General features: G+C 65.5%; 18 protein-coding genes. 14 read left to right on the top strand and 4 right to left on the bottom strand.

Annotated features, from left to right (window positions below; genetic code table 11):
• The first annotated feature begins 59 nt into the window (after window positions 1-59).
• Genes ACOI2T_RS24575 through ACOI2T_RS24565 form a run of 3 tightly spaced genes read left to right on the top strand, consistent with a single transcriptional unit; the run spans window position 60 to window position 3,773 of the window.
• Window positions 60-1,073, top strand: coding sequence for an NAD-dependent epimerase/dehydratase family protein (locus ACOI2T_RS24575; protein ID WP_409505529.1), 1,014 nt, complete (start codon window positions 60-62; stop codon window positions 1,071-1,073).
• Window positions 1,070-2,686: a flavin-containing monooxygenase gene (locus ACOI2T_RS24570; protein WP_421874549.1), complete on the top strand. Its 1,617-nt coding sequence runs from the start codon at window positions 1,070-1,072 to the stop codon at window positions 2,684-2,686. Before ACOI2T_RS24575 ends, ACOI2T_RS24570 begins: the two co-directional genes overlap by 4 nt.
• Entirely contained in the window at window positions 2,679-3,773 is a 1,095-nt protein-coding gene (locus ACOI2T_RS24565) for an alpha/beta hydrolase (RefSeq protein ID WP_409505527.1), read from the top strand. Before ACOI2T_RS24570 ends, ACOI2T_RS24565 begins: the two co-directional genes overlap by 8 nt.
• Here ACOI2T_RS24565 and ACOI2T_RS24560 read toward each other — a convergent pair.
• Window positions 3,756-4,355: a TetR/AcrR family transcriptional regulator gene (locus ACOI2T_RS24560; RefSeq protein ID WP_409505526.1), complete on the bottom strand. Its 600-nt coding sequence runs from the start codon at window positions 4,353-4,355 to the stop codon at window positions 3,756-3,758. The genes ACOI2T_RS24565 and ACOI2T_RS24560 overlap by 18 nt on opposite strands.
• Before the next feature lie 70 nt (window positions 4,356-4,425).
• Here ACOI2T_RS24560 and ACOI2T_RS24555 point away from each other — a divergent pair, with 70 nt between their 5' ends.
• The 3 genes from ACOI2T_RS24555 to ACOI2T_RS24545 are packed head-to-tail and all read left to right on the top strand — an operon-like array spanning window position 4,426 to window position 6,916.
• A complete protein-coding gene (locus ACOI2T_RS24555) occupies window positions 4,426-5,490 on the top strand; it encodes a phosphotransferase (protein WP_409505525.1) in 1,065 nt (354 codons plus the stop codon).
• Window positions 5,487-5,861 carry a nuclear transport factor 2 family protein gene (locus ACOI2T_RS24550; RefSeq protein WP_409505524.1) on the top strand — a complete coding sequence of 125 codons (375 nt, stop codon included), beginning with the start codon at window positions 5,487-5,489 and terminating at the stop codon, window positions 5,859-5,861. The genes ACOI2T_RS24555 and ACOI2T_RS24550 overlap by 4 nt, the downstream gene beginning before the upstream one ends.
• A complete protein-coding gene (locus ACOI2T_RS24545) occupies window positions 5,858-6,916 on the top strand; it encodes a TIGR03857 family LLM class F420-dependent oxidoreductase (protein ID WP_409505523.1) in 1,059 nt (352 codons plus the stop codon). Before ACOI2T_RS24550 ends, ACOI2T_RS24545 begins: the two co-directional genes overlap by 4 nt.
• On the opposite strand, the gene ACOI2T_RS24540 is transcribed toward ACOI2T_RS24545, so the two are convergent.
• Window positions 6,891-8,981, bottom strand: a complete 2,091-nt coding sequence (locus ACOI2T_RS24540) for a PAS domain-containing protein (RefSeq protein ID WP_409505555.1) — start codon at window positions 8,979-8,981, stop codon at window positions 6,891-6,893. The genes ACOI2T_RS24545 and ACOI2T_RS24540 overlap by 26 nt on opposite strands.
• A gap of 193 nt (window positions 8,982-9,174) precedes the next feature.
• Between ACOI2T_RS24540 and ACOI2T_RS24535 the strand changes: the two genes are divergently transcribed.
• The 6 genes from ACOI2T_RS24535 (at window position 9,175) to ACOI2T_RS24510 (ending at window position 16,052) form a co-directional block, all read left to right on the top strand.
• The gene (locus ACOI2T_RS24535; RefSeq protein WP_409505554.1) at window positions 9,175-9,525 is read left to right on the top strand and encodes a response regulator; all 351 of its coding nucleotides are present in this window, start codon (window positions 9,175-9,177) and stop codon (window positions 9,523-9,525) included.
• Window positions 9,526-9,692: 167 nt separating this feature from the next.
• Entirely contained in the window at window positions 9,693-11,159 is a 1,467-nt protein-coding gene (gene rox / locus ACOI2T_RS24530; RefSeq protein WP_409505522.1) for a rifampin monooxygenase, read from the top strand.
• A 131-nt stretch (window positions 11,160-11,290) separates the two neighbouring features.
• Complete coding sequence (locus ACOI2T_RS24525; RefSeq protein ID WP_067857131.1) at window positions 11,291-12,337, top strand: cupin domain-containing protein; 1,047 nt, start codon at window positions 11,291-11,293, stop codon at window positions 12,335-12,337.
• Window positions 12,338-14,542, top strand: coding sequence for a xanthine dehydrogenase family protein molybdopterin-binding subunit (locus tag ACOI2T_RS24520; RefSeq protein ID WP_409505521.1), 2,205 nt, complete (start codon window positions 12,338-12,340; stop codon window positions 14,540-14,542). It begins immediately after the preceding gene.
• Complete coding sequence (locus tag ACOI2T_RS24515; protein WP_421874544.1) at window positions 14,539-15,060, top strand: (2Fe-2S)-binding protein; 522 nt, start codon at window positions 14,539-14,541, stop codon at window positions 15,058-15,060. Before ACOI2T_RS24520 ends, ACOI2T_RS24515 begins: the two co-directional genes overlap by 4 nt.
• Window positions 15,057-16,052: an FAD binding domain-containing protein gene (locus ACOI2T_RS24510; protein ID WP_409505519.1), complete on the top strand. Its 996-nt coding sequence runs from the start codon at window positions 15,057-15,059 to the stop codon at window positions 16,050-16,052. Before ACOI2T_RS24515 ends, ACOI2T_RS24510 begins: the two co-directional genes overlap by 4 nt.
• Here ACOI2T_RS24510 and ACOI2T_RS24505 read toward each other — a convergent pair.
• Window positions 16,029-17,525, bottom strand: a complete 1,497-nt coding sequence (locus ACOI2T_RS24505; protein WP_409505518.1) for an acyl-CoA carboxylase subunit beta — start codon at window positions 17,523-17,525, stop codon at window positions 16,029-16,031. The two genes, ACOI2T_RS24510 and ACOI2T_RS24505, sit on opposite strands and share 24 nt — an antisense overlap.
• Window positions 17,526-17,612: 87 nt before the next feature.
• Here ACOI2T_RS24505 and ACOI2T_RS24500 point away from each other — a divergent pair, with 87 nt between their 5' ends.
• A complete protein-coding gene (locus ACOI2T_RS24500) occupies window positions 17,613-18,650 on the top strand; it encodes an LLM class F420-dependent oxidoreductase (RefSeq protein WP_409505517.1) in 1,038 nt (345 codons plus the stop codon).
• Window positions 18,651-18,661: 11 nt separating this feature from the next.
• Window positions 18,662-19,876: a cytochrome P450 gene (locus tag ACOI2T_RS24495; protein ID WP_409505553.1), complete on the top strand. Its 1,215-nt coding sequence runs from the start codon at window positions 18,662-18,664 to the stop codon at window positions 19,874-19,876.
• Window positions 19,877-19,954: 78 nt separating this feature from the next.
• Here the strand turns inward: ACOI2T_RS24495 and ACOI2T_RS24490 are convergent, their stop codons facing one another.
• Window positions 19,955-21,241 (bottom strand): amidohydrolase family protein, encoded by a 1,287-nt coding sequence (locus tag ACOI2T_RS24490; RefSeq protein ID WP_409505516.1) that lies wholly within the window; start codon window positions 21,239-21,241, stop codon window positions 19,955-19,957.
• Between the last annotated feature and the right edge of the window lie 33 nt (window positions 21,242-21,274).

Here is a 21,274-nt window from a genome sequence, read left to right as displayed (position 1 = left end):
CGTTACTGTAATGATTACCGTAACATCCATTGCCGACCGCTCGATGGGACGGAGCAGCGATGGGACGCAAGGTGCTCGTGATGGGCGCGAGTGGCAACGTGGGCGCATGCGTCACCCGCCGACTGGTCGAACGCGGAGACGACGTGCGCGTACTTCTTCGCCACACCAGCTCCACGAAGGGCATCGACGGTCTCGAAGTCGAGCGGCACTACGGCGACATCTTCGACACCGACGCCGTGGCGGCCGCGATGGAAGACCGTGAAGTCGTCTTCTACTGCGTGGTCGACACCCGGGCTCATCTGACGGATCCGGCGCCGTTGTTCGCCACGAACGTCGAGGGCCTGCGTAACGTTCTCGACGCCGCGCTGCAGGCCGACCTTCGGCGGTTCGTCTTCCTGAGCACCATCGGCACGATCGCCGTTGGGCGCAACGGTGCGACGGTCGACGAAGACACGCCGTTCAATTGGGCCGGTAAGGGCGGGCCCTACATCGAATCCCGCCGGGCAGCTGAAGATCTCGTGCTGTCCTACGCCGCCGAGCGAGGGCTGCCCGCGGTGGCGATGTGCGTGTCGAATCCGTATGGCCCACCGGATTGGCAGCCGAAACAGGGCGCCCTGATCGCGATGGCCGCGTTCGGCAAGACGCCGGTCTACATCCGAGGCGTCGGAGCCGAAGTCGTGGGTATCGACGATGCCGCCGAGGCAGTCATCCTGGCCGCCGAGCACGGCCGGATCGGCGAGCGCTACATCGTCTCCGAAAGCTACATGACACAGCGGGAGATGTTCACCGCGGCGGCCGAGGCCGTGGGGGCAAAGCCGCCGAGGTTCGGCGTTCCGATGGCGTTGGTCTACGCGTTCGGCTGGCTGGCGGGCATGTCGAATCGACTGTTCGGAACCGACTTTCCGATGAACCTGACGGCCGCGAGGCTGCTCTGGATGACGTCGCCTGCCGATCACAGCAAGGCGGCCAGGGATCTGGGCTGGAAGCCTTCGCCGACGGCCGAATCCATCGCCCGTGCCGCCCAATTCTACGTCGAGCGGAAAAATCGCCGAGAGAAGGTCATCGATCTGTGACAGCTTCCGATTACGACGTCATTGTCATCGGCGCCGGTTTCTCCGGACTGTACGCGTTGCACCGGCTCCGAGATCTCGGTCTACGTGTGCGGGTGCTCGAGAAGGCCGATGATGTCGGCGGCACGTGGTTGTTCAACAGATATCCGGGCGCTCGATGCGATATCGAGAGCATCGAGTATTCCTACAGCTTCTCCGACGACATCCAGCAGGAGTGGGTGTGGACCGAGACCATGCCGGCCCAGCCCGAGATCGAGGCGTACCTGAACTTCGTCGCGGACCGGCTCGATCTGCGGCGCGACATCGCGTTCGAAACCGAAGTCGTCGCGATGACGTTCGACGAGACCGATGCGGCATGGACGCTGGAAACCCAAGGGGGTCAATCCTTCACGGCCTCCTTCGTCGTGGCCGCCACAGGCATCCTGTCAGTGCCGTTGGAGCCTGAAATCCCGGGGATGGCGCAGTTCACCGGGACATCGCTGTTCACGAGCCGTTGGCCGCGGGATGGCTACGATCTGAGCGGTAAACGCGTCGGTGTGATCGGGACCGGATCCACCGGCGTGCAGCTCATACCTGTGGTGGCCCGAGAGGCTGCGCAGCTCACGGTGTTTCAGCGTTCGCCCGCCTATACGTTGCCCTGGCAGGTGCGGCCGTTCGAGCCGGGCGAACTCGACCAATTGAAGGCCGATTACGACCAGATTCGCGCAGCTCAGCGCGAGCATCCGGTGGGTGCCGCGCGGCTGAGCGCGTTCTCGGTTCTGCTCGACATGCTCGGCAGGCCCCCGGTGAAATCGGCTTCCCGGGAGGAACGACTGCGCGCCGTCGAGGAGGGCGGCGTGATGGGAGCGTTGAACTGGGGCGACGTCTTCTTCGACATCGAGGCGAATCGGATGGCCGCTCAGCTGTACGGGGAAGCGGTGGCGCGGATCGTCGACGATCCCGACGTGGCAGCCGCGTTGACGCCGAGCCATCCGTTCGCCTGCAAGCGGCCGATCATCGATCAGGGCTACTACGAGACGTTCAACCGAGACAACGTCGCGCTCGTCGATCTTCGCAGAGGCGCGATCCGCGAGGTGACGGCTACCGGCATCGCCACTGAACAAGGGGATTACGCACTGGACGTGATCGTGTACGCCACCGGCTTCGACGCGATGACAGGTGCGCTGAGCCGGATCGACGTGCGGGGCCGGGCGGGTTTGGCCTTGGGCGACTACTGGGCCGAGGAAGGCCCGCTGTCCTACCTCGGGCTGGCGGTGGCCGGGTTTCCGAACCTGTTCACCGTGCAGGGGCCGGGCAGCCCGTCGGCCGCAACGAACTTCGTCACGGCGCTCGAGCAGCACGTTGACTGGATCGGTGACTGTATCGCCTACCTGCTCGACAACGCGCACCGCACCATCGAGGCGACCGCCGAGGCGCAGCGCGACTGGATCGAACACGCGACGGCCCTGGTGGCATCGACCGTGCTGGTGCATCCCAGCTGCAATTCCTGGTACAACGGCGGAAACGTCCCCGGGAAGAAACGGATGTACATGGGCTACACCGGAGGCATCCCGGAGTACCGGCGCCGCTGTGACGAGATCGCCGCGGCGGGTTACAAGGGCTTCACCCTTGCGTAGAGCGGGCCAGATCGTCTGGGAACTCGGCGGGGTGCTGCCGCGGTCAGTGGCCGCGCTGCGCAACTCGCGCGATTGGAACGCGCTGTCGTTGTGTGGCCTGCGCCAGCTCGGCGAGGTCGCGCTCGATGAACTGGTGGTCACCGGGATGACGCTGACCGGCCCGCCACCGCAATTGCCGCGGCCGCTGGCCGACTACGAAGCCGCGGCGGATGAACTCGCCCCGCTCGGCATCGACGGCGCACATGTTTCTCCGGAACCCTTGGAGATCACCGAGATTCGGCGGGCCACGTTCGGGTCACTGAAGTTCGAGGAACTCACCTTCGAGCATGAGCCACACTTACCCGCATCGGTGCTCGCGGACGGGCACGGTGGTGTCGCGACTGCCCGGGCTCGGTTGTACCGGTCGGGCGATGACACGCGACCCTGGCTGATCTGGGTGCACGGCGCCGGGCAGGGTGATGCGATGGATCTGATGGTGGCGCGGGCACGACGCCTGCAGACCCAACTCGGCTGGAATGTCGCCCTGCCCGTTCAGCCGGGCCACGGTGTGCGGCGCCGGTGGTGGCCCGAATACCCGGCTCGCGATCCGCTGGCGAACGTCGCGGGCATGATGCGCGCGGTGTCGGAGGTCCGTGCGCTGATCGGCTGGCTCGTACCGCAATCGACCGCGATCGCACTGGGTGGCCTGTCGCTGGGAAGTGCGGTGGCAGCACTGGTGTCCCATCTCGACGACCGGGTCGGCGCGGTCGCGGTGTACACGCCGATCCTGGGGCTCAACACCATGATCGGCATGCATCTGCGGCGCTGGGGGAGGGTGGGCCGCGAAGCGGGGGCGCTGCTGCAGTCGGACACGATCGCGGCGCTGACCTCGGTCGTCGATCCGCTTCACACCGTGCCGCAGACGGAGCGTCGGCTCATCGTCGGGGCGTGGCACGACCGGATGGCGATGCGTGATTCAGCACTGGCGTTGCATGAGCGGTGGGGCGGCGAACTGCATTGGCATGACGGCAGCCATGTGGGGCACCTGTTCTCGGCTGGTGTGTGCGCGGCGACGGAACGGTTTCTCGGCTCAAGCGCCGTAGTGTGAAACGATCCGGGTGCGAACGCAATTGAGCTCGTGGTCGAGGTCATGCGCTTCGGGTAGCACCACCCACTGGAAGGCAATGCCGAACACCGAGGACGTGATGTCCTGTCGTGCCGTGTCGACGTCGATATCTGGCCGGATCGACCCGTCCCCGATGCCGTGGTGTAAGCCGGCCTCGATCTTGACTGCTGCACCGCTGAGTTGTGTTCGGACTGCATCGCGGAGCGGCGACGTCGTCTTGACGGCTTCGAATGCGGACACGAACATCGCCCGCATCAGCGACGGATCCTCGGCATGAATCTCCTGGATGCGATCGAAGTGCGCGAGCACCTGTTGAAGTCCGGTGGCGCCGGGTTCGGGATCGGGGTTCAAGCGCACGACATACGTCTGCTGGAAGGCGTCGAGGATCGCGTCCTTGCTGCCGTACCGAGCGTGCACCATGGCCCGGCTGTATCCGGCGCGCCGGCCGATCTCGGCGGCTGTCGTTGCTTCCCAGCCTTTTTCGACGATGAGCTCGGCCGCCGCCAGCAGCAGGCGGCGCGATGACAGTTCGACACGTTCCGGTTGGGTCAGGCGGGACGGCACCCTTGTATATTAGACGCTCGACAACTAACTTAGTTGTTCGGCGTCAAATTTCTTTCATCGGAGGTCGCGGATGACTTCAGCCATGGCGGCCATCCCGTCGACCATCGACGAGGTCACGCCGGCGTGGCTGACGGATGCACTGCCCGGACCGGCCGTCGTCACGGCCGTGCAAGCCGAACGGATCGCCGAGGACAGCGGCTTCTCCGCGCTGCTCTACCGCTTGCACCTGACCGGAAATCATGCCGTCCCTTCGACTTTGATCGTCAAGCTGCCCGCCGAATCAGAAGCGCGCGGCGCAATGGAGATGCTGGGCGGTTACCGCAAGGAATTGGAGTTCTATCGGGAGGTGGCCCCAGCCGCGCCCATCTCGACCGCACGCTGCCACGTCGCACGAATCGCCGAGGGATCGGCCGATTTCGTGCTGGTGCTGGAGGACCTGCGCGACTGGGAGAATGCAGACCACCTCGCCGGGCTGTCGGTCGAGCGGGCCTGCCTGTGTATCGGCCAACTGGCCGGCTTGCACGCCTGGTCCGTGTGCGGCGCGGACGACTCGGTGCTCGAAGCTTATCCGGTGGTGGACAACCCCATCACGCGCCAACTCTTCCTGCCGGTATTCGCGCCGGCGTGGCAGGTATACCTCGATCACACGAGCCAGCGTGTGCCGCAAGCGGTGTCGGAATTCGCCGAGCGGTTCGGCGAGCTGGCTCCGCACGCGCTGACCGCGCTGTCCGAGCGAACCATGTTGCTGCACGGCGACATCCGTGCCGACAACATGTTCTTCCGGGAGCCCGAGCTCAAGATCGTCGACTTCCAGATGGCTGTCAGGGGATGTGGCGTCGCCGACATCGCCTACCTGGTGAGTCAAGGCCTGCCCACCGAGAAGAGGCGCGGCAACGACGAGTCGTTGGTACGTGAGTACCTCGGGCATCTGACCCGGCACGGCGTCACGGACTACTCGTTCGGTGAGGCGTGGCGCCAGTACCGATTCGGTGTCGCGTATCTGATGATCCTGCCGGTCATCACGCTGATCGGCTGGGATACGTTGCCGGAACGGTCGCGCCGGCTGTGCTTGACATTGGTCGACCGCGCGGTCGCGGCCGTCGATGACATCAAAGCGTTGGAGGTGTTCGAATGACACGCACGGCGCGCGAGGTCGTCGAACTGTACAACCTGGTGGTGTGGAACCAGCAGGATTTTGCTCTGGCCGATGAGCTGATGGGTGAGACTGTCATCCGCCACGACGTGGGCGAGGCGCAGACGCTCACCCACCAGCAGGCGGTGCAGCGGATCGTCGACCACTGCGACTTGTTCGAGAAGATCCGCTTCGATCTCAATCTGGTGGTGGCCGGTGACGACGGCGAACATGTCGTGATCGTCTATGAATCACCGATGACCCTCAATGACGGCACGGAAATGACCATAAGCAGCATGGAGATCTTTCGGGTGCGCGACGGGCGGATCACCGAAGTCTGGAATTGCGGCTACAAACAAGGAGTTTGGGCGTGAGCACCGACGTACTCGACGAACTGGGCTACTACCTGCTGGCCGGTGCCGGCGGTGAAGGACCTGCCACCCTGATGGACGAGGCCCGCCGTGGTGAGGAACTCGGTTTCGGCACCGCTTTCATCTCCGAGCGGTGGAACGTCAAAGAGGCGTCGTCGCTCGTCGGTGCGGCGTGCGCGGTCACCAACCGTATGCAGATCGCCACCGCGGCAACGAATCACAACACCCGCCACCCCTTGATCACCGGATCGTGGGCCACCACGATGCACCGACTGTCCGGCGGCCGGTTCACCCTCGGCATCGGCCGGGGCATCGCCGCGATGTACAACGCATTCGGAGTACCGGCGGTCACCACCGCCCAGATGGAGGACTTCGCGAAGGTCATGCGCAGGCTCTGGCACGGCGAGGTGATCTTCAACCACGATGGTCCGATCGGCAAGTACCAGGTGCTGTTCCTCGACCCGGATTTCAACGAGGACATCCGGTTGGCGATCGTGGCCTTCGGGCCGCAGACCCTCGCGCTGGGCGGGCGCGAATTCGATGACGTCATCCTGCACACCTATTTCACCCCCGAGACGCTGCAGCGAGCCGTCAAGACCGTCAAGGAGGCCGCCGAACAGGCGGGCCGTGATCCCGACAGCGTTCGCGTGTGGTCGTGTTTCGCGACGGTCGGCGACCACCTGCCCGAGGAGCTGAGGCTCAAGAAGACCGTCGCCCGGCTGGCCACCTACCTGCAAGGTTATGGCGACCTCATGGTCAGCACCAACAACTGGGATCCTGCAGTGCTGCAACGCTTCCGCGAGGATCCGGTGGTGACTTCGATCCCGGGCGGCATCGATCACAAGGCCACGCCCGAGCAGATCGAGCACATCGCGACCCTGATTCCCGACGAGTGGCTGGAACCGTCGGCAACCGGCTCGGCCCGGCAGTGCGTCGATCGCATCCGCAAGGAGTTTGCCTACGGCGCCGACGCGGTGATCATGCACGGCGCCACACCCGACGAACTCGAGCCGATCGTCACCGAGTACCGGGCTACTCGGGCCCCAGCGGGATCGTGACCGACAGGGTGGTGCCGTCGCCGGGCGGGCTGGAAATCTCCAGCCGGCCCGATAGTGCCTCCACCCGATCCTTGAGGCCGATCAGTCCGGAGCCCGCGCCGGAGACCGCCCCACCGATTCCGTCGTCGGCGATGCATACGGTGAGTTGGTCGTCGGTTGCTGCCGCGCGCACGGTCACCTCGTCGGCGGACGCATGCTTTGCCGCGTTCGTGAGCGCCTCGGCCACGACGTAATACGCTGCCACCTCGACCGATTCAGGTAGTCGCCGGTCCACGTCAAGATCGAGGACGACCGGTATTGACGATCGTCGTGCCAGGGTCTTCAGCGCAGGCCCCAGTCCGCCCTTCGACAGGATCGCGGGGTGAATGCCACGCGAGAGTTCCTGCAGATCGGCGTAGAGGCCCGCGAGTCCGTCGACCACATGCGACATCTGGTCGTGGAGCGCCGACTCTTCGGCGGGCAGCGACGCCTGTACGGCGCGCAGTTCGAGCCCAAGCGAGACGATCCGCTGCTGGGCTCCGTCGTGCAGATCCCGCTCGAACCCGCGTCGGGCCTGGTCGGCCGCCGCGACGATACGCGCCCGGGACGCGGTGATCTCGGCGCGGGACTCGGCATTGAAGATGGCGGTGGAAATCAGGTCGGCGAAATCGCCTATGCGGACCTCGGTTCCAGGAGGCATCGGTTGGTCTCGAGAGGTGCCCGCCATGAGGGCACCCCAGATCCGCCCGTCGACCGTTACCGGGGCACCGACGCCTGCCCGGACGCCGAATCCGCGCAGCCGGTCGGCGATCTCGCTTTCGACACCGTCATAGGAGTCGAATCGGGCCGGTTCACGACTGTGCAGAATCCGGGCGGCGAGGCTGTCGCCGTGCAGCGAAAGGCGTTCGCCGACAACCAGTCGGCTACTGGACTCGGTGTCCAGCGCGGCGACCACGACGCAGGTGTTGTCCGGCTCGTACCGGATCAGCGTCGCGTGGGTCACGCCCAGCCCGACCGACAACTCGGTGACGGCGCGAGGGTAGACATCGGCCGGCGCTGCGCCGCGCGCCACCAACGTCGCCACGCGCCGCAATGCGGTCTGCTGCTCGACGAGCGCACGTCGTTCAGTGACGTCGCGGCCCGCCCCGAACAGCAGGCCGTTGTCGGAGACGACGCTCCATTGAAACCAGCGGATCTCGCCGTCGTTGCGGACACATCGGTTCTCGAACCGGGCTTCACGCTGGTCGGTTTGCAACTCATCGAGGATGCGCCGGGTGTGATCACGGTCGTCGGGGTGGACCAGGTCGAGGAACGGCCGCGTCGTCAACTCGGTACGTGAGTAACCCAACGTCCGAACGAATGCCGGGTTGATCCGGGTCAGCGTGTGATGGTCACTGATATAGAGCAATTCGGAGGCAACGGCGAAGAAACGTTCCAACTCCTGCCGGCTCGTCTCCAGCTCGGCGGTCATTCGTTCGCGGTCTCTCGCGGCGATCAGCAGTGCCTCCAAGGACGGAACCATCCGCTGCCATCGGCGTAGTGTCTCGACCCCCAGCTCGGCAGGGACCAGCAACGTGCCGATCCGGTTGCCTCCGTCGTGAAGTGGGATCGCGGTCTGGGCGCCGTCGGGCTCGACGCGCCCGAGCGCGAGCGTCACCTCGCCTACATCGAGCACTTGTGCCATGCGCCTCCCGGCGCGGTCGAGCGCGTGCCGAAGGTCGCCCGCACCGAGCATCAGCCGCGCGAGCTCGGCCGACAGGTCAGCTTCGCGACGTCGTTGCTCTGACTCCTGTGCACGCAACCTCGCCTGGCCGGCCAACACGTTGGCCAACAAGGCGAGGGGCAGAAAGACGAACACCGCGGGGGCCAGGCTGTCGGCGCCTTCGAGATGAAAATAGACGTAGACGAGAGCACTCACGAGCGATGTCGCGACCGCCAACGGAAAACTCCAGCCGGCCGAGATGACCAGAACGCCCAACAGGAAGATCGCGCCGAACGCGTTCTCCGGTGCCACGCGCTTGAGCTGGAACACCAGCAGCGTCTCGGCGATGATGAATGCGGCGGCCACCAACACGCCCCACCGCAGCGGGCGGGCGGTGGGCCGCACGACGAACGTCAGCAGCCGCTGCGGTAACGATGGCAAGCGGCTGTCCGGGCTGTCGACGGATGGTGGCACCGGCCGATGGTAGTTCGCGCTGTTGGAAACTTCCGGCTAACGGTAGTGCCGCCGGTTTGCTGATCTGCGAAGCTCGTCATATGTGTGCATGGGGAGGGCCGCAATGCACTGTCTGATCGTCGATGACAGCGCGCAATTCCGTGCCGCTGCGAGCGCGATGCTCGAGCGTGCGGGTATCACCGTCGACGTCGCGTCCGACGGGGCCGAAGCGGTGCGGTGCTACCACGCGCACCCGCCGGACGTCACACTGGTGGACGTCGATCTCGGCGTCGAGAGCGGATTCGACGTTGCCGAGCAACTGCACCGGATCGAACCCCCGGGAGCACCCGTGATCCTCATCTCGACCCACGACGAACAGGACCTCGCCGATATGATCGCGGCCAGTTGCGCCGTTGGGTTCCTGCCGAAAATTGCGTTGTCACCCGACGCGATCCATCGCATGATCAAGGCATAAGCCGCCGGTATCAGATTGGCAGAGCGCGGCTTTCGTATCCCGCCACTTTCAACGTATATCGCACCCCCGGCCTTGCGGCAAGCCCCCCGTCGTGCTGCAGAATCTCCCAGCCGAGGCCAGAACCTGCGGGAATCGCTGTTCTGAGCGGAGTGCAGATTGGGGGATTGATGATCGATGTGATCATTGCCGGCGCCGGGCCGACCGGGTTGATGCTCGGCTGCGAGTTGCGGCTACACGGTGTCAACGTCGTCGTACTGGAGCGAGACACCGAGCCGACGAAAGTGGTCCGCTCCCTGGGCCTGCATGCCCGCAGCATCGAGGTGATGGACCAGCGCGGCCTGTTGGAGCGGTTTCTCGCGGTCGGCAGGCAGCATCCGCTCGGCGGCTTCTTCGCCGCGATCCGCAAGCCCCCGCCCCAGCGGCTCGACACCGCACACGCCTACGTCCTCGGCATACCGCAGACCATCAGCGACCGCCTGTTGACCGAACGAGCGGTCGAACTCGGGGTCGACATACGCCGCGGCCACGAGCTGGTCGGGCTGAGCCAGGACGAGCACGGCGTGCGCGTCGAGGTGGCCGGACCAGGTGCGCTTGACGGCGCCACGCTGCGCGCACGGTATCTGGTCGGCTGTGACGGCGGCCGGAGCACGGTCCGCAAACTGCTCGGCGTCGGCTTTCCCGGTGAACCCGCGACGGTCGAGACCCTGATCGGGGCGGTCGAGGTCGGGGTGTCACCGGAGACGTTGGGCGCGGTCGTGGCGGAAGCCCGGAAAACCCAGATCCGGTTCGGCGCGATGCCGCTCGACGACGGCGCGTACCGAATCGTCGTCCCCGCCGACGGCCTGGCCGAAGACCGCAGCGCGGCGCCGACCCTCGCCGAATTCAAGAGGCAATTGCGGGCGACCGCGGGTACCGACCTCGGCGTGCACTCGCCGCGCTGGCTGTCACGTTTCGGCGACGCCACCCGCTTGGCCGATCGGTACCGAGTAGGTCGAGTGTTGTTGGCAGGCGACGCCGCGCATGTCCATCCGCCTGCCGGCGGGCAGGGGCTTAACCTCGGTATCCAGGACGCGTTCAACCTCGGCTGGAAACTCGCTGCCGAGATCGGGTGGGCGCCGAGCGGTCTGCTGGACACCTACGAGGTCGAGCGCCGTCCGGTGGCGGCCGACGTGCTGGAGAACACCCGCGCTCAGATGACGTTGATGTCGCTGGACCCGGGCGCACAAGCGGTCCGCCGGTTGGTCGACGAGCTCATGGACTTCGACGAGGTGAACCGGCACCTGACCGAGAAGATCATCGCGACCGCCATTCGCTACGACTTCGGCGACGGGCACGACCTCCTCGGTCGGCGGCTGCGCGACATCCGAATGCACCGGGGCCGCCTCTACGAACACATGCACACCGGCCGAGGGCTGCTACTCGACCAGACCGGCCGGCTTTCCGTCGCCGGCTGGGGTGATCGCGTCGATCGGGTCGCTGACGGCAGCGACGAGCTGGCCGAGCCCGCGGTGCTGCTGCGGCCGGACGGGCACGTCGCGTGGGTCGGCGACGAACAGCAGGATCTGCGGCGGGCGCTGGTGAGGTGGTTCGGCGTGAGTGACGCACATTCAGTGCACGCGGTCAATGGTGGCTAGCAGGAGTCCACGTATCCGGCCAGCGTGCGGCGGAAATGGCGGTCAGCATTGACGACTCGATACCCGTCGGCCAGCGAAGGTGATAGCACGCCGCAGCGGCGCCAACGGCTATCGCAGAGGAGACCGCGGACATGACCACGTCACTGACCCACAGCATCCACGCCGCCTCTCTACTCGACGGTGAGCTCGTCGAAGAGACCGACCACGGTTCGATCCGCCGTCTGACCGCGGACAACTTCCCGATCCTGCAAGGCCTTTCGATCAAGCGCCTGGTGCTCAACCCGGGCGCCATGCGCACGCCGCACTGGCATGCCAACGCGAACGAGCTCACGTACTGTGTGTCCGGCGCGGCGCTCGTCAGCGTGCTCGACTCCGGCAGCCAGTTCGCCAGTTTCACGATCAAGGCCGGCGAGATGTTTCACATCGACTCCGGCTCACTGCACCACATCGAGAACATCGGACCCGACCCCGCCGAATTCATCATCACGTTCCGCCACGAGCGGCCCGAGGACTTCGGCCTCGCCGGTGCATTCGGCGCCATGACCGATGCGGTGCTCGGCAACACCTACGACCTCGATGCCGCGGACTTCACGGCGATCCGCCGAAACCTGGTCGACCGCTCGATCGTCGCGCGCACCGGCGACGCCGCGGTGCCGTCCACGGCGCACTTCAACGATCCGCACAAGTTCGGCGTCGAGGACATGACACCGCCGGTGCAGGCCGCCGTCGGATCGGCGCGCACAGCCCGCGTCCAGTTCTGGCCCGCACTCAAAGACTTGTCGATGTATTCGCTGCGCATCCGCGAAGACGGTATGCGGGAACCGCACTGGCACCCGGCGACCGCTGAAATGGGCTATGTGCAGAGCGGTTCCGCACGCATGACGGTGATGGATCCTGACGGCACCCTGGACACGTGGTACCTCAACCAGGGCGACGTCTACTTCATCCCGCGGGCCTATCCGCACCACATCGAAGTGTTCGATGCACCCGAGTGGCATTTCCTGATCTTCTTCGATCAGCCGTTCCCGGCTGACATCGGTTACCGCACGTCGATCAGCGCCTATTCGCGTGAGGTGCTCGCGGCGACGTTCAACACACACATCGATGACTTGCCGAACTTCCCCTTCACCAAGTCCGATCCGCTGATCGTCAACCGGCACAACCCGCTGGACCGCTAGATGGCTGACGTCGAAGTCGGCCGGCCGGTGAACCGCGTCGAGGGCCGCGACAAGGTCACCGGCAAGGCGGTCTATACCGCTGACACGTCTGTCGCGGGCGTGACCTACGCGGCGCTGGTGCAGTCGGAGATCGCGTGCGGCACAGTCACCGAGGAGTCGCTGCGTCACGGCACGCGGATGGCCGCTGAAGCACCGGGCGTACTGCAAGTGCTCACCCCGCTCAACTGTCCACCGCTGCATGCGCTTCCGGACGAGCTCACTGCGGATTTCCCGATGGAACGACGCCCGCCGCTGTCGGATCTATCGGTCCACTACGTGGGCCAGCACATGGCACTCGTGGTTGCCGACAGCCCGGAGAATGCGGTGGCGGCCGCCGAGCGGATCAAGCTCGAATATGTCGTCGAGCCTGCCCGCATCGGCATGGCGGATGTACCGGACGACGATCGCTACCAACCCGATCACTTCGTCAAACTGGTCGACGAGAAGCTGCAGGACCGCCGGGGTCCCGCCGACGAACCCGACACCGGCACGAAGGTGTGCGCGTATTTCCGCACCCCGGTGAATGCGCATTACCCGATCGAACTCTCCGCGACGATCGCCGAGTGGTCGGGCGAGGACCTGACCGTGCACGACGCCACCCGCTGGATCGCGGGCGAACGCCGGGTGCTGGCTTGCTATCTCGGGATCGACGAGGACCGGATCAGGGTCCTGTCACCGTTGGTCGGCGGGGCATTCGGCTCCAAGAGCTTTCTGTGGATGCACGTCGTGCTGTGCGCGGTCGCCGCCCGGGCCGTCGGACGCCCGGTCAAACTGGTGCTCACGCGGGCCCAGATGTTCACCTCGACCGGACATCGTCCCCGCACCGAGCAGCGGGTGTCGCTCGTGGCCGACGAGCACGGAACGCTGCTCAGCACCGAACAACACACCCTGACCGAGACGTCGCCGGTGGCCCACTTCTGCGAGCCCGTCGGCTTGTCGGCACGGTTCCTGTATCACTCGCCGCGGCTGGTGACCACGCATGCGGTTGCCCCGATCAACGGCGCGACACCATGTTTCATGCGTGGCCCCGGCGAGGCACCGGGCCTGTTCGCGCTCGAATCGGCGATCGACCAGCTGGCATACGCCTGCGGCGTCGATCCGCTGGCATTCCGGTTGGCCAACGACCCCGACTACGACCAGACCAACGGCAAACCGTGGTCGGGCAAGCACCTGCGGGACTGCTTCGTGGACGGCGCCGAGCGGTTCGGCTGGGCACGACGGCCGATGGCACCGCGGTCCATGAGCCGAGACGGCGTCCTGGTCGGCTGGGGCATGGCGACCGCCACCTATCCGGGGCGGCGGATGCCCGCCGGATGCGGGGTCACCACGGCTGACGGCGTGGTCCGATTCGCGTCGGCCACCCATGAGATCGGCACCGGCGTGCGGACCGTGATGACCCAGGTGGCCGCCGACGCCACCGGATTGCCTTTGAGCGCAGTCTCTTTCGCCACAGGTGATTCTGAATTCCCGTCGGCGCCCTACAGCGGGGCGTCACAGACGACCGCCACCGTCGGGTCGGCCGTGCACCGTGCCGGCACGGAATGGAAGCGACGGCTGCTGTCCTGGTTGTCGAGTCTGGACGGCGCGACGGCACTGGACGTCCGCGACGGTCTGATCGTGTGCGAGGGGCGCACCGTGGCAACGGTGGCCGACGTACTGCGCGACGGCGGTACCGCGTTGGCGCAGATGCTGACCTTCACCGTCACCAGCGACGGCGGCGCCCACGACAGCGCGGTGTCGCAATCGTTCGGCGCGCACTTCTGTGAGGTCGAAGTCGACGAGGCGATCGGTCGTGCCACCGTCACCCGCTGGGTTTCGATGCTCGACTGCGGGCGGGTGCTCAACCCCAAACTGGCCCGCAACCAGGTGATGGGCGGCGTCATCTTCGGACTGGGGATGGCACTGCTCGAGCAGGTGCCCTACGACGCGCGGACCGCCCAGTTGATCGGGGAGTACTACGTGCCGACGCACGCCGACATCCCGGAATTCGACATCGCCTTCGTCGACACCGCCGACTACGGCCTCGATCCGATCGGAGTTCGCGGCATCGGCGAGATCGGCGCGTGCGGAGTGCCCGCCGCGATCGCCAACGCCATCTTCTACGCCACCGGAAAAAGGCTGCGTGACCTGCCGATCACGCTCGAAATGTTGATGGGAGAACAATGATGACCGGATTGTTGATCGAGCTGAACGTGAACGGCAAGCGCTACTCCGTGCACGCGGACGTGCGCACCACGCTGCTGGACCTGTTGCGCGAACGGCTGCATCTGACGGGCACCAAGAAAGGGTGCGACCACGGCCTGTGCGGAGCGTGCACCGTAGACGTCGACGGCGAACGGGTGCTGAGCTGCCTGACCCTCGCGGCGTCGGTTGCGGGCAGCTCGGTGGACACCGTCGAAGGTCTTGCCGATGGCGACGAACTCGCGCCCCTTCAACAGGCGTTCGTCGATCACGACGCATTCCAGTGCGGTTACTGCACGTCTGGCCAACTCTCGTCGGCTCAGGCGATGTTGCGCGAACACGCCCGCGGCGATCTGTCCGCCGAATCGTTCTGCACCAACGACATGACATCGCCGCCATGCCTGACGCACCGCGAGATCCGAGAGCGCATGGCAGGCAACATCTGCCGGTGCGGAGCGTACGCGAACATCGTCGCCGCGATCCAGGACGTCGCCGCGCGATGAGAACCTTCGAATTCCGCCACGCCGCGAGCGTCAGCGACGCCATCGAGTCGGCGGCCTCGGGTGCCAGGTACTACGCGGGTGGAACCAATCTGCTCGACCTCATGAAAAACGGTGTGGAAAAGCCGGATTCGCTGGTCGACATCGGCAGGTTGGGCTTGCGCTCCATCTCGCCGACCCGATCCGGCGGTGTGTTCATCGAATCAGGGGCGACCAACAGCGCGGTCGCCAACCATCCGTTGATCCGCGCCCAGTACCCGGTGCTGTCGCAGGCCATCCTGTCCGGGGCCACCACGCAGCTGCGCAACATGGCGACCGTCGGGGGCAATCTCATGCAGCGCACCCGCTGCCCGTACTTCATGGACACGGTGTTCGACCACTGCAACAAGCGCAAGCCGGGATCGGGCTGTGCGGCGCTCGGCGGATTCAACCGCGAACACGCGTTGTTCGGGGCCAGCGCCGCGTGCGTTGCGGTGCATCCCAGCGATATGGCGGTGGCGTTGACGATGCTCGACGCGACAGTGCACGTCATGGGGCCCGACGGCCCGAGAAGCATTGCGATTGCCGACTTCTTCGTGCTGCCCGGTCACCATCCGCATCGCGAGAACACGCTTCGGCCCGCCGAGCTGATCACCGGTGTCGAGTTGCCGCGATCGGTATTCGGCTCCAGCAGTTGGTATCTCAAGGTTCGTGACCGGCACAGCTACGCCTTCGCGCTGGTGTCGGTCGCGGCGGGCCTGCAGATCGAAGACGGTGTGATCCGTGCGGCCGCGATGGCACTGGGCGGGGTGGCCGCCAAGCCGTGGCGGGTTCACGAAGCCGAGCGCAGCCTGATCGGCGAACCGGCTGACGAGGAAAGTTACCGGTATGCCGCCGATCTGCTGATGACCGGTGCGGAACCGTTGAGCGAGAACGGCTTCAAAGTGCTGCTTGGCGTCAACAGCGTGGTACGTGCGCTCACCGTGGCAGCGTCACGGCATGATCAGCGTACGTGAGACGGGCTCGGCGACCGCCTGGCGACTGAATATGCCGTGCTGCAGCGTGACCAGCAGCGCGTTGCGGGTTTCCTCGGGGGAGATGAGCTCGTCGAAACCGAGGTGGCCCGCCGACCGGAAGGACGCCTCGAGCTCCATACGCTTGAGCACCTCCGCGTAGTCCTCGCCGGCATGCGTCGCGGCACTGAGCGCCGCCGCGCCCATCGCACCCATGGTCGCACCCGGATAGGCGAACGTCGCGACCTGATCGTCGAAACCCAACAGCGACATCACCATCGAGCCGAATCCGAACGCCTTGCGCAGTGTCACATGCAGTTTGAGCGTCGTGGCCGCGGTCTGGGCGGCGAACATCCGGGCGCCGCTGCGCAGCACACCGCTGCGCTCGGACTGGCTGCCGGGGAGCATGCCCGGATTGTCGGCGAGAAACACGATCGGTAGATGAAACGAGTCCGCGACGGTGATGAAATGCGCGGCCTTGTCGGCGGCGTCGGCGTCGATCGACCCCGCTAGCACCTGCGGCTGGTTGGCCACCACGGCAACCGGATAACCACCGAGATGGGCCAGCGCACAGATGATGGCCCGGCCGAACCTCGGCTGGACCTCGAACCAGTCTGGGCGATCGAAGATTTCGTCGAGCACTGCACGCATGTCGTAGATGTGGCGGTTGTCGCGTGAGACGATGTCGAGAATCTCGGGGGTCAGCCGCGGCTCGGCGGTGTCGTCGGCGAGCCTGGTCGGGGGATAGGACCACGCGCTCGACGGGAAATACGAGAGGTAGCGCCGGATGTCGTCGATGGCCGTCTCGTCGTCCTCGGCGTAGTTGTGGATCACGCCGCTCGGCAACGCCACGTCGGGGCCGCCCAGATCTTCTTTCGAGATGTCCTCGCCGGTCGATTCTTTGACGACCGGTGGGCCCGCGGTGAAGATGGCGCCCTGACGACTCATGATCGTGAAGTCGCACACCGGTGCGACGAGTGCGCCATGGCCGGCCGAGGGCCCGAGAATCGCCGATACGGTGGGCACCTTGCCCGAACACTTCGCCTGGGCGATCAGATCGGTCGGCGTTCGTCCATAGTGTTCTCCGCTGGGGCGGAACCCCGCGCCTTCCAACAGCATCACGAGTGGGATCTTGTTGCGCAGAGCCAATTCCGCGAGGCGGTAGCGCTTGGAATTTCCGCCGGGCCCGATGCTGCCCGCCAACGTGGTGAAATCCTCGGCGCCCACCATCACCGGTGTTCCCTCGACGCGGCCCGAGCCCGCGACCAGTCCGTCCGCCGCGATATCACCGCCGACGAGCGTGCCGAATTCCTGGAAGGTGCCCTGGTCCAGTAGGCGCGCGATGCGCGCACGGGCATCGAGCTTGCCCTTGCCGCGGTGTCTGGCGAGGCGCTCGGGACCACCCATGCCGTACGCATGCTCGCGTCGGCGGGCGAGGTCCTCGAGCGTTTCCTTCCACTCCGGGTCGTTCGTCATGCCGCGTCCTTCGGTCGAGGTTCGCCAACGGGTGTCAAGCCTACCGCCGTTGACCATACTGAATTGCTTACTGTAGCGTCTGCGGCTATGGCTGACGGTACCGCGTACGGCCTCAAGATCGACCGGGGTATTCCCAGTGACCTGAGGCGCGTTCCCGAAGTGGCTGCGGCACTGGAGCGTCAGGGCTACGACGGCTGCTGGACCGGCGAGCTCAGCCACGATCCATTTCTGCCACTGTTGCTGGCCGCCGAACACACATCTCGGCTGGAGATCGGCACGAGCATCGCGGTCGCGTTCGCCCGCAGCCCCATGACCGTGGCCAACCTCGGCTGGGACCTGCAGGCCTATTCGCACGGCCGCTTCATACTCGGCCTGGGATCGCAGATCCAGCCGCACATCGAGAAGCGGTTCAGCATGCCGTGGAGCCATCCGGTGCGCCGCATGCGTGAGTACATCCTGGCGTTGCATGCGATCTGGGACTGCTGGCGCGACGGTACGCCCTTGAGGTTTGCCGGCGAGTTCTACACGCACACGCTGATGACCCCGATGTTCACCCCGGAGGCCCATCCGTACGGCGCGCCCAGAGTTTTCGTCGCGGCGGTCGGTGAAGCCATGACCGAGATGTGCGGTGAGGTCGCCGACGGCCTGCTGGCCCACGCCTTCACCACAAGGCGCTATCTCGACGAGGTCACCATCCCGGCGCTGGAGCGTGGCATCAAGATCGCGGGCCGCGCGCGTGACGACGTCACAGTGTCATGCCCGGTGTTCGTGGTGACCGGCGAGGACGAGTCCCAGATGCGGGCGGCGGGGTTGCCGGTACGCAAACAGCTCGCTTTCTACGCGTCGACGCCGGCCTATCGGAAGGTGCTCGAACTGCACGGTTGGGGTGAGCTTCAGACCGAGTTGCACCGGCTGTCGAAAGCCGGTGAGTGGGATGTGATGGGAACACTGATCGATGACGACATGCTCGAGGCGTTTGCCGTCGTCGCACCTGTCGACACCTTGGCGGCAGCGTTGCACCGCCGCTGTGCGGGCGCTATCGACCGCGTCCTGCCGAGCTTTCCCGCCGCCGTACCGCAGTCAACGGTGACGGCTGTTTTAGAGGAACTGAGGAGTTGTCCGTGAGCACACGCGTTATCGACGAGGCCGCACAGGCATTCGCCACGCCGTCGGCCTACGCCGACGAAGCGAAATTCCATGCGGCCCTGACCCATCTGCGGGCCAACACGCCGGTGTCATGGGTCGAGGTACCGACGTACAAGCCCTTCTGGGCGATCACCAAGCACGCCGACATCATGGCGATCGAACGGGCCAACGATGTCTTCACCAACTCACCGCGGCCTGTCCTGATGACGAGTGAGAACGACGACAATCAGGCTGCCGTCGGCGTGCGCACCCTCATTCACATGGACGATCCCGAGCACCGTGTCATGCGGGCGATCGGGGCGGACTGGTTCCGTCCGAAAGCCATGCGCGCGTTGAAGGTCCGCGTCGACGAACTGGCCAGAATTCACGTCGACAAGATGGCGGAGGCGGGCGGCGAGTGCGACTTCGTGCAAGAGGTCGCGGTCAACTATCCGCTGTATGTGATCATGTCGCTGCTCGGGGTGCCCGAGGCCGATTTCCCGTTGATGCTCAAGCTCACCCAGGAACTGTTCGGCAGCGACGACGACGAATACCAGCGCGACTCAGGGGATTCCATGACCGCGCTGATCGAGATGTTCCAGTACTTCACCGCGCTGACCGCGTCCCGCCGGGAGAACCCGACCGACGACCTGGCGTCGGCGATCGCGAATGCCCGCGTCGACGGTGAACCACTCAACGACATCGAGACGGTGTCCTACTACGCGATCGTGGCGGCCGCTGGGCACGACACCACAAGCGCGACCATATCCGGTGGCATGCTCGCGCTGCTTCAAAACCCCGACGAGATGGCACGGTTGAAGGCAGAACCGGGATTGATGGCGTCGGCGACCGAGGAGATGATCCGCTGGGTGACCCCGGTGAAGGCGTTCATGCGCACCGCCGCTGTCGACACCGTGGTGCGCGACGTGCCGATTGCGGCGGGGGAGTCGGTATTGCTGTCGTACCCGTCGGGCAACCGCGACGAGGAGATCTTCGATGACCCGTTCCGGTTCGACGTCGGGCGCGAACCCAACAAACATGTGGCGTTCGGCTACGGCGTGCACTTCTGCCTCGGCGCTGCGCTCGCCCGCATGGAGATCAACAGCTTCTTCAGTGAGCTGATGCCGCGGCTGGATTCGATCGAACTGACCGGGCCGGCTCAGCACACCGCGACGACGTTCGTGGGCGGGCTCAAGCACCTTCCGGTGCGCTACACATTGCGCTAGAAGTCGCCGAGCAGACGCAGAATCGCATAAAATTGCGCTGTTTCATGTGATTCTGCGACTGTTCGCGGTAGAACGCGCCTAGTCGCTACCCGAGTTACCGCGCGCCGCGGCGTGCAGTGCGTCGCCGCGGGTGCCCTTCTCGTGATGGCTCAACGCCCGGATCGACACGTCGTGGCCTTCGGCGGCCTTGCGCAGCGCGCCGACGGTGGCCTGTTCCCGCGAGATGTGGCTGAACGGATCGAACGAGTACCACCGCATGGCATTCTCGTACGTCATCTTGTTGATCTCGTCGTCGGGCACGTTGTTCTCGGTCAGCACCTCCCACAGCTCCTCGGGCGCGCCGGGCCACATCGAGTCGCTGTGCGGGTAATCGGCTTCCCAGCAGATGTTGTCGATGCCGATCTTGTTGCGCAGGGCCACGCCCACCGGATCGGAGATGAAGCACGTCAGGAAGTGGTCACGGAACACCTCACTGGGCAACTTGCCGCCGAAGTTCTGATGCGTCCAGGTCGAGTGCATCTCGTAGGTGCGGTCGACACGCTCGAGGAAGTACGGAATCCATCCGGTGCCACCCTCGCTGAGCCCGATCTTGAGATCCGGATAGTCCTTGATGGGTTTGGACCACAACAGATCTGCCGCCGCTTGCACGATGTTCATCGGCTGGAGCGTGATCATCACGTCCAGTGGCGCGTCCGGGGCGGTGATCGCGAGCTTGCCCGAAGACCCGATGTGCACGTTGAGCACGGTGTTGGTGTCGCACAATGCTTTCCACAGCGGCGTCCAGTAGTCGTCGTGAAAACTCGGATATCCCATGGCCGCCGGGTTCTCGGTGAACGTGAGCGCGTGCACGCCTTTCTTCGACACCCGCCGCACCTCGTCGGCGCAGGCCTCGGCGTCCCAGATCACCGGAAGCGCCATCGGGATGAAGCGGGCGGGGTAGGCGCCGCACCATTCGTCGATGTGCCAGTCGTTGTAGGCCTGGACGAGTGCGAGCGAGAACTCGGGATCCTCGGTGGCGAACAGGCGCCCGGCGAAGCCGGGGAAGGACGGGAAGCAGATCGAGCCGAGGATGCCGCCGGCGTTCATGTCCTTGACCCGCTCGTCGACGTTGTAGCAGCCCTTACGGATCTCGTCGAGGCCCTGGGGCTCGAGGCCGTATTCCTCCTTGGGTCGGCCCGCCACCGCGTTGAGTGCCACGTTGGGGATGACGATGTCGCGGAACTGCCATGTATCCGAGCCGTCGGGGTTGTGGACGAGACGTGGCGCCTCGTCGACGTACTTCTTCGGCAGGTGATTTTTGAACATGTCAGGCGGTTCGACGATGTGATCGTCAACGCTGATCAGGATCATGTCGTCTTTGTTCACGGGCGCGCTCCATTCACGACGGCCTTACCGTAT

The sequence above is a fragment of the Mycolicibacterium wolinskyi str. Jessa 2025 genome (assembly GCF_049241375.1).
Lineage (GTDB): Bacteria > Actinomycetota > Actinomycetes > Mycobacteriales > Mycobacteriaceae > Mycobacterium > Mycobacterium wolinskyi.
The sequence above is the reverse complement of the archived record's forward strand: the minus strand, read 5'-3'. Positions and strand labels throughout refer to the sequence as shown.